The organism is Pseudomonas ulcerans (genome assembly GCF_036324125.1).
Classification (GTDB): domain Bacteria; phylum Pseudomonadota; class Gammaproteobacteria; order Pseudomonadales; family Pseudomonadaceae; genus Aquipseudomonas; species Aquipseudomonas ulcerans.
Map to the genome: position 1 here is coordinate 28599 of NZ_JAZDQN010000015.1, position 15990 is coordinate 44588.

At 66.2% G+C, this 15990-nt stretch carries 6 protein-coding genes; 3 read left to right on the forward strand and 3 right to left on the reverse strand.

The window, feature by feature from the left end; genetic code table 11:
- Entirely contained in the window at positions 1–1383 is a 1383-nt protein-coding gene (gene cysS / locus V0R59_RS15525; protein ID WP_330075141.1) for a cysteine--tRNA ligase, read from the forward strand.
- A gap of 103 nt (positions 1384–1486) precedes the next feature.
- On the opposite strand, the gene V0R59_RS15530 is transcribed toward cysS, so the two are convergent.
- The 3 genes from V0R59_RS15530 to V0R59_RS15540 form a co-directional block, all read right to left on the reverse strand.
- Positions 1487–2869: a sensor histidine kinase gene (locus V0R59_RS15530; protein WP_330075142.1), complete on the reverse strand. Its 1383-nt coding sequence runs from the start codon at positions 2867–2869 to the stop codon at positions 1487–1489.
- Positions 2847–3527: a response regulator transcription factor gene (locus V0R59_RS15535; protein WP_330075143.1), complete on the reverse strand. Its 681-nt coding sequence runs from the start codon at positions 3525–3527 to the stop codon at positions 2847–2849. The genes V0R59_RS15530 and V0R59_RS15535 overlap by 23 nt, the downstream gene beginning before the upstream one ends.
- A 121-nt stretch (positions 3528–3648) precedes the next feature.
- Positions 3649–4665 carry a branched-chain amino acid aminotransferase gene (locus V0R59_RS15540; protein ID WP_330075144.1) on the reverse strand — a complete coding sequence of 339 codons (1017 nt, stop codon included), beginning with the start codon at positions 4663–4665 and terminating at the stop codon, positions 3649–3651.
- 277 nt (positions 4666–4942) lie between these two features.
- Here V0R59_RS15540 and V0R59_RS15545 point away from each other — a divergent pair, with 277 nt between their 5' ends.
- Together V0R59_RS15545 and V0R59_RS15550 are read left to right on the forward strand one after the other, a co-directional pair.
- Positions 4943–10408 carry an NEL-type E3 ubiquitin ligase domain-containing protein gene (locus V0R59_RS15545; RefSeq protein ID WP_330075145.1) on the forward strand — a complete coding sequence of 1822 codons (5466 nt, stop codon included), beginning with the start codon at positions 4943–4945 and terminating at the stop codon, positions 10406–10408.
- A gap of 149 nt (positions 10409–10557) precedes the next feature.
- Complete coding sequence (locus tag V0R59_RS15550) at positions 10558–15957, forward strand: dermonecrotic toxin domain-containing protein (RefSeq protein ID WP_330075146.1); 5400 nt, start codon at positions 10558–10560, stop codon at positions 15955–15957.
- Positions 15958–15990: the final 33 nt, after the last annotated feature.

The following is a 15990-nucleotide window of genomic DNA, read 5'->3' on the forward strand; positions in this document are numbered from 1 at the left end:
GTGCTTACCATCTACAACACCCTGAGCAAGACCAAGGAAGTATTCAAGCCGCTGGAAGGCAACAAGGTGCGCATGTACGTCTGCGGCATGACCGTGTACGACTACTGCCACCTGGGCCATGGCCGCAGCATGGTCGCCTTCGACCTGGTCACCCGCTGGCTGCGCTATAGCGGCTACGACCTGACCTATGTGCGCAACATCACCGACATCGACGACAAGATCATCAACCGCGCCAACGAGAACGGCGAGGCGTTCGACGCCCTGACCGCGCGCATGATCGACGCGATGCACGAGGACGAGCGCCGCCTGAACATCCTCAAACCGGACCTGGAGCCGCGTGCCACCGACCATATCCCCGGCATGCACGCGATGATCCAGACCCTGATCGACAAGGGCTACGCCTACGCCCCGGGCAATGGCGACGTGTACTACCGCGTCGGCAAGTTCGTCGGCTACGGCAAGCTGTCGCGCAAGAAGATCGAAGACCTGCGCATCGGTGCCCGCATCGAGGTGGACGAGGCCAAGCAGGACCCGCTGGACTTCGTCCTGTGGAAAGGCGTCAAGCCGGGCGAGCCGAGCTGGGAATCGCCTTGGGGCCCGGGCCGTCCGGGCTGGCACATCGAGTGCTCGGTGATGTCCACCTGCTGCCTGGGCGAGAGCTTCGACATCCATGGTGGCGGCAGCGACCTGGAGTTCCCGCACCACGAGAACGAGATCGCCCAGAGCGAGGCCGCGACCGGCAAGCAGTACGCCAATTCGTGGATGCACTGCGGGATGATCCGCATCAACGGCGAGAAGATGTCGAAGTCGCTGAACAACTTCTTCACTATCCGCGACGTGCTCGACAAGTACCACCCGGAGGTGGTGCGCTACCTGCTGGTGTCGAGCCACTACCGCAGCGCCATCAACTACTCCGAGGACAGCCTGCGCGACTCCAAGGGTGCCCTGGAGCGCTTCTACCACGCGCTGCGCGGCCTGCCACGGGTGGCGCCGCAGGGTGGCGAGGAATTCGTCGAGCGCTTTGCCGCGGCGATGAACGACGACTTCGGCACGCCGGAAGCCTGTGCCGTGCTGTTCGACCTGGTGCGCGAGATCAACCGCCTGCGCGAGAGCGATGTGCAAGCGGCGGCCGGCCTGGCCGGGCGCCTGCGTGAGCTGGGCGATCTGCTGGGCGTGCTGCAACTGGAGGCCGACGACTTCCTGCGTGCGGGTGCTGAAGGCAAGGTCGATGCGGCCGAGGTCGAAGCCCTGATCCAGGCGCGCCTGCAGGCGCGGACCGACAAGAACTGGGCCGAGTCCGACCGGATTCGCGACCAGCTGGCGGCCATGGGCGTGGTGCTGGAAGACAAGAAGGGCGAGACCACCTGGCGTCTGGCTGACTGAAGTCTTGCGGAGGCTTTGACGGCCTCATCGCGGGTAAACCCGCTCCTACAGGTGCCGCGGTACCTGTAGGAGCGGGTTTACCCGCGATAGGGCCCTCAGCCTTTCAGACCTGCCCCCGACAATGCACCACCAGCCGGGCCCCACCCAGCTCGCTGTCCCCCACCTCCAGCGCAAAGCCATGCAGGTCGACGATCGCCGCGACGATCGACAGCCCCAACCCGAACCCTGCGTGCTTGTGTCCTTCCTCGCTGCGATAGAAACGCTTCAACACTGTTTCGCGTTCCTCCGCCGGAATCCCCGGACCACTGTCCTCCACCGCAATCTGCACGCCATCTCCATCGGCCACGGCGGCGATGCGCACCCGGCCGCCCGCCGGTGTGAACTTGATCGCATTGCCCACCAGGTTGGCCAGCGCCTCGAACAGCAGCTCATGGTCGCCGAACACCTGCGGCAGCGGACCTTCCACCTCCAGACTCAAGGCGATCTCGCCATCCTCGGCCAGCGGCAGGTAGAAGTCATGCAGCTCCACCAGGATCTCCTGCGGCTGCAGCTCGACGAATCCGGCCCGGCGCTGGCGGTCTTCCAGCTCGCTGATGCGCAGCAACCCACGAAAGCGCGCCATCAGGGTGTCGGTCTCGGCGATCGCCTGTTCCATCGCCTCGGCCTGTGGAGCGTCGTCGCCGGCTTGCTGGCGAATGCGATAGAGCTGCGCCCGCAGGCGGGTGAGGGGAGTGCGCAGGTCGTGGGCGATGTTGTCGCACACGCCCTTGACCTCATGCATCAGGCGCTCGATACGGTCGAGCATGGCGTTGACGATGGCAGCGAGCATGTCCAGTTCGTCGCGCCGTTGCGACAGCGGCAGGCGCCGGGTCAGGTCGCCGGCGACGATCTGCTCGGCGGTGGCCTGGATCGCGCGGATGCGCTTCAACGGCCGTCGGCGCAGCCAGTACCAGCCGGCGATCCCGGGAATGATGGTCAGCGACAGGCCCCAGAGCAGGGCATGGAGGATGATCCGCGTGACCACGAACAGCGAGCCGTTGTCGCGCACCAGTACCAGCCAGCGTCCGTCCGGCACCTTCAGCGCCACGCCGTCGCAGCTGTCCGCCGGCATGCGCGGGTCGTCGGCATCGAGGCAGCGTTTCAGTTCATGGATGCGGCCATCGAGGCCCAGGCCCGGAGGCATCTGGCGGATCTGCCCGCCCAGTGGATTGAACTGCTGGTCGAACAGCCCGTAGGCGTCGAAGCTGCGTTCCTCGAAGGCCTGGCTGGCGATCAGTGCATCGTCCAGTTGCTTGCCACTCATGTGCACGAACAGGTGCTGGCGTTGCATCAGGGAATGGCGGGTGAGCTTGTTCAGGTAGCTGGACACCTCAAGGTACAGCACCCCCATGAGGATGCTGCTCCAGGCCACGAACAGAAAACTGTACAGCGCCAGCAGGCGGCTGGTGGACGAGCTCCAGCCCTTATGCGGGTTCGGCAATGGCATAGCCGGAGCCTCGCACGGTGCGAATCAGCGGCGTCTGGCCGGGCGCGTCGATCTTCTTGCGCAGGCGACCGATGTGCACATCGATCAGGTTGGTGCCCGGGTCGAAGTGATAACCCCAGACCTCCTCGAAGATCATCATCCGCGTGATCACCTGGCCGGCATGACGCATGAGGAATTCCAGCAGCTTGTACTCGGTGGGCAGCAGGTTGAGGGTCTGCTCGCCGCGGCGTGCCTCGTGGCTGATCAGGTCCAGCTCCAGGTCGGCTACCTGCAGGCGGGTCTGGGTCAGCGGCACGCTGTGGCGACGCAGCAGCACCTCGACCCGGGCGGCCATCTCGTCGGAGGCGAAGGGCTTGGTCAGGTAATCGTCGCCCCCGGCGCGCAGGCCGCGCACCCGTTCGTCGACGTCGGAGAGGGCGCTGATCATCAGGATCGGCGTGGCGATCTTCAGGTTGCGCAGGGTGGTGACGATGGTCAGGCCGTCGACTTCCGGCAGCATGCGGTCGACGGTAATCAGGTCGTAGCCCCCGGCGATGGCGCGGGCCAGGCCTTCGCGGCCGTTGTCGACCCAGTCGACGTCGAGGCCATGGCTGGAAAGTTCGGCGACGATTTCCTGGCCGGTGACGGCATCGTCTTCGATTGTCAGTACGCGGGGCATGCTTTTACCTGGGCGGCGGTTGGAAATTCGATTGTGCCAAAGAATAGGCAAGGCCCGGGTTAAAGGAAATTCATGAAGGGAAGTTGTCGCGGGGCAGGAGCGCCCCGCGACGAAAGGCAGATCAGGCGACCTTGACGATCCAGCCCGCCGGCGCTTCGACGTCACCGCTCTGGATGCCGGTCAGTTCGGCGTAAAGCTTCTGGGTGACCGGGCCGACTTCGGTTTCGCTGTGGAACACGTGCAGCTTGCCGTTGTACTGGATGCCGCCGATCGGGGTGATCACCGCGGCGGTACCGCAGGCGCCGGCTTCCTTGAACTTGCCGATCTCGTCGATCAGCACGTCGCCCTCGATCACTTTCAGGCCTAGGCGCGAGGCGGCCAGTTCCATCAGCGACAGGCGGGTGATGCCCGGCAGCACGGAAGCGGATTTCGGGGTGATGAATTCGTTGTCGGCGGTGATTCCGAAGAAGTTGGCCGAACCCACTTCCTCGATCTTGCTGTGGGTCAGCGGGTCGAGGTAGATGGCGTCGGCGAAGCCGGCTTTCTTGGCGTCGTAGCCCGGCATCAGGCTGGCCGCGTAGTTGCCGCCGACCTTGGCGGCGCCGGTGCCTTGTGGCGCTGCGCGGTCGAAGCCGGAGATGATGAAGTTGTGCGGGGTCATGCCGCCCTTGAAGTACGAGCCGACCGGGATGGCGAAGACCGAGAAGATGAACTCCGGCGCGGTGCGCACGCCGATGTTGTCACCGGTGCCGATGACAAACGGACGCAGGTACAGGGCACCCTTGCCGTACGGCGGAACGAAGCGCTCGTTGGCCTTGACCACTTGCTTGCAGGCCTCGATGAAGGCTTCGGTCGGCACTTGCGGCATCAGCAGGCGGGCGCAGCTGCGGGCCATGCGCGCGGCGTTCTGGTCGGGGCGGAACAGGTTGATCGAGCCGTCCTTGCAGCGATAGGCCTTGAGGCCTTCGAAGCACTGCTGGCCGTAGTGCAGGGCAGTGGAGCCTTCGCTGATGTGCAGGACGTTGTCTTCGGTCAGGGTGCCCGCGTCCCACTCGCCGTTGCGCCATACCGAAAGGTAGCGCTTGTCGGTCTTGATGTAGTCGAAGCCCAGCTTGTCCCAGTTGATTTCGTTACTCATGACACCCTCGATCGGTTTGGCATTCGCCTGTTCGCTACAGGCCGCGCAGTGCGCGCAAGAGGGCCACGATAATACATCCCGTACGGATCGGAAAAGCCTGTCGGCAGATTCGCCGGTTCCTCTCGTCGTCCGTTTGTACCAGGTGGTGGTACATAGGGCTTTTTAAGGTTTGAAGTTCTGATCGAAGTCGCGCTTTTTCGATGAGTAATTTGCCATTTTTAATAGCTCATCGCGCCTTTAGCCTGAATGCCCGATTCAAGGACGAGAGGCATTCGGCATGACCGAGCTACAGGACGCTGCAACATCCGACGAGACCGCCACCCCGGTGGATATCCATTACCAGACCGTCAGCCAGCGGGTGCCGCAATGGCTGGTGGACGCACCCGCGCACGAGCGCAAGGCCTTGCGTGCCGTGCAGCCGGCCCCCATACCCTGGCTGGCCAATGCCAGCGTCAACCTGCCCGAGGCGCTGCGCAGCCTGCGCGACGAGCACCAGCGCCACCAGCAACTGGGTGCGGTGGTGGACGGTTTCCTCGGGCAATTGCCCAGCGCCGAGGCGTTCGCCGAGCCGCTGTTGCGCGATGCGCTGAAAAGTACCTTCGGCATGGATCTGGATGTGCACCACACCTTCCTGTTCAACGCCGTGCGCGCCAGGGCCGGTGAAGCGCATATCAACAATGGCGACCCGGTGGTGCGCGCCTTCCAGGTGGTGAAAGCGGCGACCCAATCGCTGTTGCAGGCGGCCCTGCAGAATTTCGAAGCCTACGAGGCCGCGCCGGACGGCATGCAGGACGACCGCCGGCCGTCCCAGATATTCCTCAGCGAGAGCGGATCCGCCGCGCAGCCCGGCCTCAACCTGAACCTGGTGCCCGAGCGTTTCGCCGCCCTGTGCCGTGAGCTGGACCTCGGTGGCCGCTACCAGCGCCTGATCGATGCCACCTTCAAGCCCAAGCCGCTGCCTGAGCAAAGCGCCGAGGCGGCGGCCAGTGCTCGCCAGGCCTGGTTCAAGCTGTTCGACCAGTCGGTTTTTCGTCTCAACCTGCACCTGGCCTGGCTGCAGTCGTGGATCGGTCAGGACATGTACGACGATCTGCTGGCCCTGGCCGACAACGGCAAGACCGGCGCTACCCTGGAGCGGGCGGTGCTGCGCCTGTGGGATGTGGAGCTGAACGGCATCGTCCTGTTCCTGCGCAGCCATCCCGCTACGTCGACGCTGGAACGCTTGGTGGTGTACATGCCGGACGAGCCGCGCCAGCCGTTCCAGGAGTTCCATTCCATCCGCGATTTCCATCTGTCGCTGCGTGATCGGCTGCAGCAGCCGGCATGGCAGCGGTACTTCCTGCGCTTCGTTCCGGCTCGCCAGCGCGAGCGCGTGCTGCAGCGGATCCAGCGCACCCTGTATCCGAAGGTCTGGAACGAGGGCGGCTGGTACGAGGAGCGCCTCGATCCCAATGCCGTACTGCGGCTGGGCAAGCGAGAGTTCTCCACGCCGCTGTTCGACACCCTGTTGCAGCGCAGGATCCAGGTGCTCAAGGACGACGGTCTGTTCCACGCGGTGCCGACGGCCGACGAGGATCACAAGTCGGCCCTGGACAAGCTGGAGTACTTCGCCTCCGTCACGCTCAATGTGCTGAACGTGGCGGCCTTCGTGGTTCCGGGCCTGGGCCAGGTCATGCTGGTGGTCAACGCGGCGATGCTCGGCTACGAGGTGTACGAAGGCTTCGACAGCCTGGCCCGGGATGAGCGCGAGCAAGCCTGGGGCTACTTCCTGGACGTTGCGGAAAACCTGGCGATCATGGCGGCGATGGGCGCGGCCGGGGCGGCCGCCCATCGCTTCACCGGCAAGCTGCCGGTGTCGCTGCGCAGCATGCGTCCGGTGACCCTTGCCGATGGCAGCGTCCGTCTGTGGAAACCGGACCTGACGCCATTCGCCTACGACATCGATCTGCCGGCCGGGCTGCAGCCGGGCGAGAACGGCCTGTACAGCCATGGCGGACGTCACTGGCTGAAGCTTGAAGGGCGCTATTACTCGGTACGCACGCTGATGGGCGGAGAGAGTAGTCATGTCCTGGAGCATCCCGAGCGTCCCTGGGCCTACGAGCCGACGCTGCGCCACAACGGCAATGGCGGCTGGCTGCACGAGGCCGATACGCCCGAACAATGGCGCGGCATGGAACTGTTCGCCCGCCAGGGCCATCGCGAGGCCGGCATCTCCGAAGCCATGGCATTGCGTGCGCTGCGCATCAGCGGTGTCAGCGAGGCGGAACTGCGCCATACCCTGGTGAACAGCCGGCGGCCGCCCGCGCTGTTGACCGACACCCTGCGCCGCCTGGTCCTGGCCGACAGCCTGGGCCAGTCCGGTGCGCTGGAGGCCGAGGCGTTTGCCGTCGCCTATGAGGCCCGGCAGCCGCGCCTGGCCGACCAGGGCCAACTGCTCAAGCGCCAGTTCGGTGGCTTGCCGAACCTGGTCATCGAGGAGATCCTCGCCTCGGCCAACGGTGATGAACTGGCCGAAATGACCCGCGCCGGCCGTGTGCCGCTGCGTCTGGCCGAAGAGGCGCGGGTCTATCTGCAGCAAGTGCGGATCGCCCGGGCCTGTGAAGGCCTGTACCTGGACAGCGAGGCCAACCTCGACAGCGCACGTCTGCTGCTGCACGGGATGCAAGGCCTGCCCGGCTGGCCGGCAGGAGAGCTTGTCGGCCTGTTCGAGGGCGCTCCCGCTGGCCGCTTGCTGGCGGGTAGCGAGCACGGCGTCGCGGTGGCCTGGAAGGGACAGGCGCCGCAGGCGTTCTGCCAGGCGCTGCTGGATGCGCTGCCGTCGACGACCCGTTCACAGCTTGAGGTCACCGATGGCGCCGAGCTGTTGGGCAAGTTGCGCGAACAACCACTGCCGGCGCGCCGCCAACTGCGCGAATGGCTGGGCATGCAGCCGCTCAAGCCGGCGTTTCGTTCGCCCATGCGCCTGGCCGACGGGCGTCTCGGCTATCCCCTCAGCGGGCGCGGCAACCCGTTCTTCACCGAAGACGAGTTGCTGGACAAGCTGCGCATGCTGGAACTGGACGACCTGCAGGTCGAGGACGTTCTTCAAGGCCTCTATCGCAGCGGCCTGGATCGCATGGCCATCAACCTGCGCCTGGACCAGGCGCTCGACGAGCTGCTGCAACTGCGCATGCGGCTGGACCGCTGGACCCTGGAGTCCTCCCGGGAAAACCTCAGCGAAGCCCGCCAGCGCAGCCGAGAGCGGATAGGCGCGGCGCTGTGGCACTACTGGCGGCGCAATCTGCTGCCCGAACTCGGGCGGGAGCCCCAGGCCCTGGTGTTCTCCCAGGTGCAACTGGCGGACATGCCGGTGCGCCTGCCGGCGTTCCTGCGCCAGCAGGTGCGCACGCTGCTGCTGGACGAGGTCATGCTGATCGAAGGTACGGATTATCAGCGGCGCATCAGCGAACCGGCGGTGCTGGCCCTGGCCGAAGAGTTTCCCTTCCTCACCAGCCTGGATATCCGCGGCGGCGAATGGGGTACGGGACTGGCGCAGACGATCTCCAACGCCTGGCCGCGGCTGACTTCCCTCGGACTGCGCGAACAGGCCTGGCCGATCGGCCATCATGACCTCAGTGCGCTGTCCGGGTTGCCCAGCTTGCGCTGGCTGGAATTGCGTGGCAGCCGGCTGCATACCATGCCGGTCACCGCGCTCAACGGACTCCACCTGGATTACCTGGGTCTCGATTGGCTCGGCCTGTCGGTCTGGCCGCACTGGCTGGACAACCTGGCGCTGGACCGGATCGGCGAGCTGTCGCTGGTGGGCAACAACCTGAGCGACGTGCCGCTGCATATCCTCGACGATCCGCTGCCGGAAGGGGGCAGGCCGATGCGCATGGCGCTGCAGGGCAACCAGTTCACCTACCAGGCGCTGCTCGACCTGCGGCTGTCGGAGCGCTTTCGCGGGCGCTACGCGTTCGACCTGGAGCTTTCCCCGGCCCTCGACGACGACCTGGAACAGCGCGTGCAGGAGCGTGTCCGCCTGCACGGCGCCTTGCAGCAGTGGATCCAGCCGGAGGAGGGCGCCGCGCCCCTGGCACCCGAGCACAGCGCCTACCGGCAACGCATCGCCGCGGCATTGCTGGATTACTGGCGCACCACCCTGCGCATCACCGGGGCTTCGCGGCTGCACCTGGAGGATGTCGTGCTTGCCGACTTCCCCTACGGTCTTCCGGAGTGGTTCCGCACCCGCATCCATCGTCTGGAGCTGACTCGCTTCGATGCCGAACTGCCGACCCTCGAACGCTTCGTCACCCAGTTCCCGCGACTGGTCGAGGTGTCGCTGACCGGCGGGCTGCCCGGCCTGACGCAAGTGCCCGCGTTTCTCGGTGAACTGGCGCAACTGCGCGACCTGTCGCTGGTACGCATGGGCATGACCATCGACCAGGCGGCCATGGAGGCTTTCGCACGGCTGCCACTGCTGTCGTCGCTGCAACTCGATGGCAATGTCCTTGGCCAGATCAACGACATGTCCATGTTCAACCAGCATTTCCTCGGTTTTCTCGGTCTTTCCCGCATGGGCATCACGACCTGGCCGGCCTGGCTCGAACAGATGCTGCCCAACGGTATCGAACTGCTGGGCCTGGACGACAACCAGATCAGCGAGTTGCCGGAGTTCGTCCTGAGTAACCACCGTACTCCCACCGGCGCAGTGGAGATTTCGCTGCATGGCAACCCGCTGACCCGCGAGACCATGATCCGCGCCCATACCTCGCAACACTTCGGTCGGCCCTACACCTTCACCATGGACGTGCCGGCGGACATCGCCGCGATGGCGCACGAGGGGCACAGTTCCGATTCCGACATCGCGGACTCCGTCGGCACGGAAGACGATTGGGTATCGGATGAGGATCCGGCGGCCACCTGGGAAACCGGCGATGCCGAGCAGGATGCGCAGCATGAGGTCCTTTGGGCCGGGCTTTCCGCGCGCCCCGAAGCCCAGGCGCTGATGGCCATGGTCGCGCGCTTGCGCCATAGCGCCGACTACCGCGCCAGCAGCACCCGTCTGGAGCTGGTGAACCGGGTCTGGGTGGTACTCGAAGCCGCCGCGCAGGATGCCGAGCTGTGCCAGATCCTCAATGGCATGGCCGAGGAACCGGTGGAGCAGGTGCAGAACCACGATACCTGTCCGGACGGTATCCGCCTGGAGTTCAACCAGATGGAACTGCTGGTCAACACGCGCCAGGCGCTGCGCGAGATCCCCGAGGAGAACCGCGGACCGGCGCTGTTCCGCCTGATGCGCGGGCTGTTCCGCGCGCAACGGCTGGACGGCATCGCCCGGGAGAACGCCAGCGGGCGCGACGAGGCCGAGGTGCGCCTGGCCTATCGCCTGCGCTGGGCGCAGCAACTGGACCTGCCGTTGCCGCCGCGCAGCATGCTGTTTCGCAGGGTCGCCAATATTGCGCCCGGAGAGCTGGACCGGGCCTTCACCCGGCTGCAACTGGAAGAAGCCGGGCAGGAGTTGCTGACCTTCGCCGCCAACTGCGATTTCTGGAGCGCCTATCTGCGCGAGGCCTACGCCGAGCGCTTCAAGGCGATCAAGGATGGCTACGAAGCGGCGGTGATCGGCACGATCGACACCTACCCCGACGACACGCCGGAGCAGTCGGCGGCGCGGATCCGGGGGCTGGAAGAGCAGTTCAGGAAGGATGAACAGACTCTGCTCGAACACCTGACCCTGGAGCGTTCGATGGTCGAGGGCTGAATTTGTCCGCTTCCGGCCCGGGGGCCTCATCAAGGGTGATGCCGTTGATGAGGCCTGCCGGGGCTCGACCGGGAAGCCCAACCCTTTTCACAAGCATTCATCCTCTCATTAGCCTGAACGCCCCCATTCAAGGACGAGAGGGCTTGCCCATGACTGCCGACACACCCGAACCCACCGATATCCATTACCAGACCGTCAGCCAGCGTGTACCCCGGCGCTTGCTGGAAACTCCGGCAGAGCAACGCCAGGCCCTGCGCGGCGCACTGCCGGCGCCGATGCCCTGGCTCGAAGCTGCCAGTACCCAACTGCCAGCGGTGCTCACGGCCCTCCAGGACGAATACCGCCAGCACCAGGTGCATGCCCGTGTGGTGGACAGCTTCCTGGCCCGGGTGCCGAGCGCGGAGGCATTCGCCGAGCCGTTGCTGCGCCAGGCGTTGAAGGACAGCTTCGGCCTCGATCTCGACCTGCGCCGGACCTTCCTGTTCAACGCCGTGCGCGCCCGGGTCGCCGAGTCCCATATCGCTACTGCCGACCCGGTGGTGCGGGCGTTCCAGGCGGTCAAGGCCGGGACCCAGTCGTTGCTGTTGTCGGCCCTGCAGAACTTCGAGGCGTTCGAGGCCGAGGATGGCGGCCTGCGCGACGGCCTTCGGCCCTCGCGAATCTTCACCAGCGACAACGGCCAGGTCACCGAAGCGGCGACCGATGTCGACCTGGCGCCCGAGCGCTTCGCCGCGCTGTGCCGCACCCTCGACCTCGGCGGCCGCTACCAGCGCCTGATCGACCAGCTGTTCCAGCCCGAGCCGCTGGCAGGAGAAAGCGTCGAGGCCGCCGCGATCAATCGCCAGGGGCGCTTCAAGCTGTTCGAGCAGTCCAGCTTCCGGCTGTCCCTGCACCTGGCTCGCCTGCAATCGCGGATCGACCAGGCCTGCTACGAAGAACTGCTGGACGTGGCAAAGAACGGCAAGGCCAGCGGCGATCTCGAACGCAGCCTGCTGAGCCTGTGGGATGTGGAACTGACGGGCATCGTGCTGTTCTTCCGGCCCGGTCGCCTGGTGGTCTACATGCCGGACGAGCCGGAGCAGCCCTTGCAGGTGTTCGATCATCTGCAAGCCTTCCATGCCTCGCTGCGCGAGCGCCTGAAGGATCCGGCCTGGCGCAACTACTTCCTGCGCTTCATCCCGGCCCGGGCGCAGGCCAGCCTGATGCAGCGTCTCCAGCGCACCCTGTATCCGAAGGTGTGGAACCCGGGTGGCTGGTACGACGAGCAGTTCGACCCGAATGCCTCCCTGGGCCTGGGCAAGCAGGTGTTCGCCACGCCGCTGTTCAATGTGCTGTTGCAGCGCAAGATGGCGGCGTTTCGGGATGACGGCCTGTTCCACGTGGTGCCCACGGCGGTGCAGGACCACAAGTCGACCCAGGACAAGATCGACTATTACCTTGGCCTGGGTTTCAACCTGCTCAATGCCGCGGCCTTCGTCGTGCCGGTGCTGGGGCAGGTGATGCTGGGGGTCAATGCGGCGCTGCTCGGCTACGAGGTCTACGAGGGCTTCGACAGCCTGGCCAAGGGTGAGCGCGAGCAGGCCTGGGGTTACTTCATGGATGTCGCGGAGAACCTGGCGATCATTGCCGCGCTAGGAGTGGTGGGCGCTGCGGCGCACCGTTTACCCGGCAACCTGCCACTGGCGGTGCGCAGCATGCGCCCGGTGACCCTGGGCGATGGCAGCGTAAGACTTTGGAAGCCAGACCTGTCGCCCTTCGCCTACGAGGTGCGCCTGCCGGCCGGGTTGCAGGCCGATGCGCAAGGTTTGTACAGCTTCCAGGGGCGCCGCTGGCTGTCGCTGGATGGACGCTATTACTCGGTGCGCACCCTGCTCGGCGAAGAGGGCTACCGCCTGGAACACCCGACCCGCGCCGGGGCCTACGAGCCCGCGCTGCGGCATAACGGCAACGGCGGCTGGCTGCATGAGCTCGATACCCCGGAACAATGGCGGGGCATGCAGCTGTTCGATCGGCAGGGACCGCTGGAGGCCAGCGTCTCCGAGGACATGGCCCGACAGGCGCTGCGCATCAGCGGGGTCAGCGAAGCCGAGTTGCGCCAGACCCTGGTGGCCAGCCAGCGCCCGCCGGCACTGCTGACCGACAGCCTGCGCCGCCTGGCCCTGGCGCAGACCTCAAGCGCCGAGACCTTCGCCGCCGACTACCAGGCCGCGCAGGCACCCCTGTCACGACCGGCAGAGGTGTTGCATCGCCGGCACCCCTTGCCCCATGTCATCGCCGAGGAAATCGTCGCTTCCGCCACGCCCGAGGAGCTCGACGAGTTGACCCGCGCCGCCCGGGTGCCCCTGCGCCTGGCGGACGAGGCGCGGCTCTACCAGCAGCAGGTGCGGATCGCCCGGGCCTGCGAGGGCCTGGTGCTGGACCGGGAGATCAGCCTCGATAGCGCACGGCTGATGCTGCATGCCCTGGAAGCCCTGCCGGACTGGCCGAAGCACCTGCGCTTAGGCCTCTACGACGGCTGGATCGAAGGCCCGCGACTGATGGGCATCGGCGAAGGAACGGAGCCGGAACTCGGAGTGATCTGGGACCGGCAACTGCCGGGGGAATTCTGCCGGGTGCTGTTCGACAACATTCCAGGTGTCTACCGCGAGCGCCTTGGCCTCACCGACGCCGCGACCCTGTGGCGCAAGCTGCAGGCGCAACGCCTGGCCCCGCGCCAGCGCCTGCGCGAGTGGCTGGGCATGCCGTCGATCAAGCCGGCGTTCCGCTCGCCCATGCGCCTGGCCGACGGACGCATCGGCCTGCCCCTCAGCGGCAACGGCCAGGGCTTCTTCACCGAGGACGAACTGCTGGACAAGTTGCGTATCCTCGAACTGGACGACGTGTATGTCGAGGACGTGCTGCAAGCCCTCTATCGCCGCGGGCTGGACCGTGCGGCGATCAACCTGCGCCTGAACGGCCTGCTCGACGAGATGCAGGCACTGCGCACGAGCCTGGACCGCTGGGCTCTGGAGTCGGCCAATGAAAACCTCAGTGCGCGCCGCCAGTACAGCCGCGAGCGCATAGGCCTGGCGCTGTGGGAACACTGGCGGCGCAGCATCCTGCCCGAACTGGGGCAACCGCCTTCGCGGCTGATCCTGTCCCAGGTGCAACTGGCCGACCTGCCGGATCAGTTGCCGGCGTTCTTCCGCGACCGGGTGCAGTCGCTGTTGCTGGACGATGTGGCCTACCGGGAAGGCGTTCCGCATCAGGTGATCATCGGTGAGAACCAGGTGCAGGAGCTGGCCGGGCGTTTTCCCAACCTGGCCAGGCTGGAGATCCACCGCGGCGAGTGGAGCACCGGCCTGGCGCAGATGATCGCCCGTGCCTGGCCCCGGCTGCGGGCGCTGGGCCTGCGTGAAATACGCAGCGTCATCAGCCATCAGGACATGCGCACGCTGGCCACCCTGGATCAGTTGCGCTGGCTCGACCTGCGGGCGATGAACACGATGGAGATGGGAGAGTCGGCCCTGGACGGCATGACCCTGGACTACCTGGGGCTCGACAGGCTTGGCCTGGAAAACTGGCCCGTCTGGCTGCACAACGAGGCACTGGCGCGCCTTGGCGAAGTGTCCTTGCTGGGCAACCGGCTAAGCGAGGTGCCGTCCGACATCCTGAACAATACCGAGGCGACGGAAGCACCGACCAGGATCGTCCTGCTGGGCAATCGCCTGCAGTACCAGGCGCTGCTGGATGCGCGACTGTCCGAGCGCCTGCAGCGGCGTTTCACCTTCGACCTGGGCCTCTCGACGACCCTGGACGCGGAGCTGGACAGCCGGGTCGTCGAGATCCGCCAGTTGCAGGATGCCTGTCGCGCCTGGGCCCGGGATCCGGTGCAGGGCCCGTTGGTGCCGGGCGTCGACCAGGTGGCCTACCGCAACCGCATCGCCCGGACGCTGCTGCTGTTCTGGCGCGAGGAACTGCGTGGCGGCGGTGTTGCGCTGCTGAGCCTGGAGGACCTGGTGCTGAGCAATTTTCCCAATCGCTTGCCGAGGTTCTTCTACGAACGTGTCACCCGCCTGGACCTGACCCGCTTCACCGGCAACCGGGCGGCGCTCGCGCGCTTCGCCCGCCAGTTCCCCCAGTTGGTCGAGCTGTCGCTGGTGGCCGGTCGTCCGCTGCGCACCAACGTGCCCGAGTTCCTCACCGAGATGCCTTACCTGCGCGAGGTAGCCCTGGTGCGCATGGGACTGACCATCGACCAGGCGGCGATCTCGGTGCTGGCGCGGATTCCCAGCCTGGCTTCGCTGCAACTCGATGGCAATCGCCTGGGGCAGATCACCGACATGTCGGGCTTCAACCAGCGCCACCTGAGCTTCCTCGGCCTGGCCGAGATGCAGATTTCCACCTGGCCCGAGTGGCTCAACGCGATGGTGCCGATCGGTACCGAACAGCTCAACCTGGACGACAACCTGCTGACCACGCTGCCGGAGTTCCTGCTGGCAAACCACCGCATGCCGGACGGTGCGGTGGAGATCTCCCTCCTGAACAACCCGCTGACCCGCGACACCATGATCCGCGCGCATGCTTCGCAGCATTACAACCGTCCCTATTCCTTCTCCATGGACCTGCCCGACGACATCCTCATGATGGCGCCGGAGTCCCACTCCTCGGACTCCGAGGGGCTTTCGGCGGAAGAGGATGCCCTGTCGGAGGATGAGGCCGACAACCCCTGGTCGACCGGCGACGCCGGGCAGGATGCGCGCAACCTGCAGGTGCACAATCGGCTGGTGGCGGGTGGCGATGCCGGCTCGTTGCTGGAACTGATTGCCCGCCTGCGCCACAGCGCCGATTACCGTAACCGGGGGACCCGTGGGGAACTGGCGGAACGGGTGTGGAACGTGCTGCTGGCAGCAGACCAGGACGTCGAGCTGCGCCTGGCCCTCAATGGCATGGCCGAGGAGCCGCTGCAGCAATTGCACCATCAGGAGACCTGTCCCGACGGCATCCGCCTGGAGTTCAACCAGATGGAGTTGCAGGTGCATACGCGCCAGGCCCTGCGCCAGATCGGCGCGGAGAATCGCGGCCCGGCGCTGTTTCGCCTGATGCGCGGGATTTTCCGCGCCAGCACCCTGGACCGCATCGCCCGCGAGCAGGCCATGGCCCGTGACGAAGCGGAGGTGCGCCTGGCCTACCGCCTGCGCTGGGCTGCGCAACTGGAATTGCCGTTGCCGCCGCGCTCGATGCTGTTCCGCAGCGTGGCCGATGTGACGCCGGGCGAATTGAGCCGGGCGCTGAACCAGGTGCTGAAGGAAGAGGCCGGGCCGCAGCTGGCGCAGTTCGGCGCGCAGTGCGATTTCTGGGTCGCTTATCTGCGCGAAGCCTTCGCCGAGCGCTTCAAGGCGCTCAAGGATGGCTACGAGGCCGAGGTGCTGGCGGTGACCGCGACGTCCCCCGGGCAAACGCCCGAGCAGATGGCCGCGCAAATCACCGCGCTGGAGGAAAAGTTCAAGCGCGATGAGCAGGCTCTGCTTGAAAGCCTGACCTTCGAGCAGGCGCTGGCCAGGCCTTGAGGCGGTCTTTTTGCCGATGCGGGTCGGGGCATG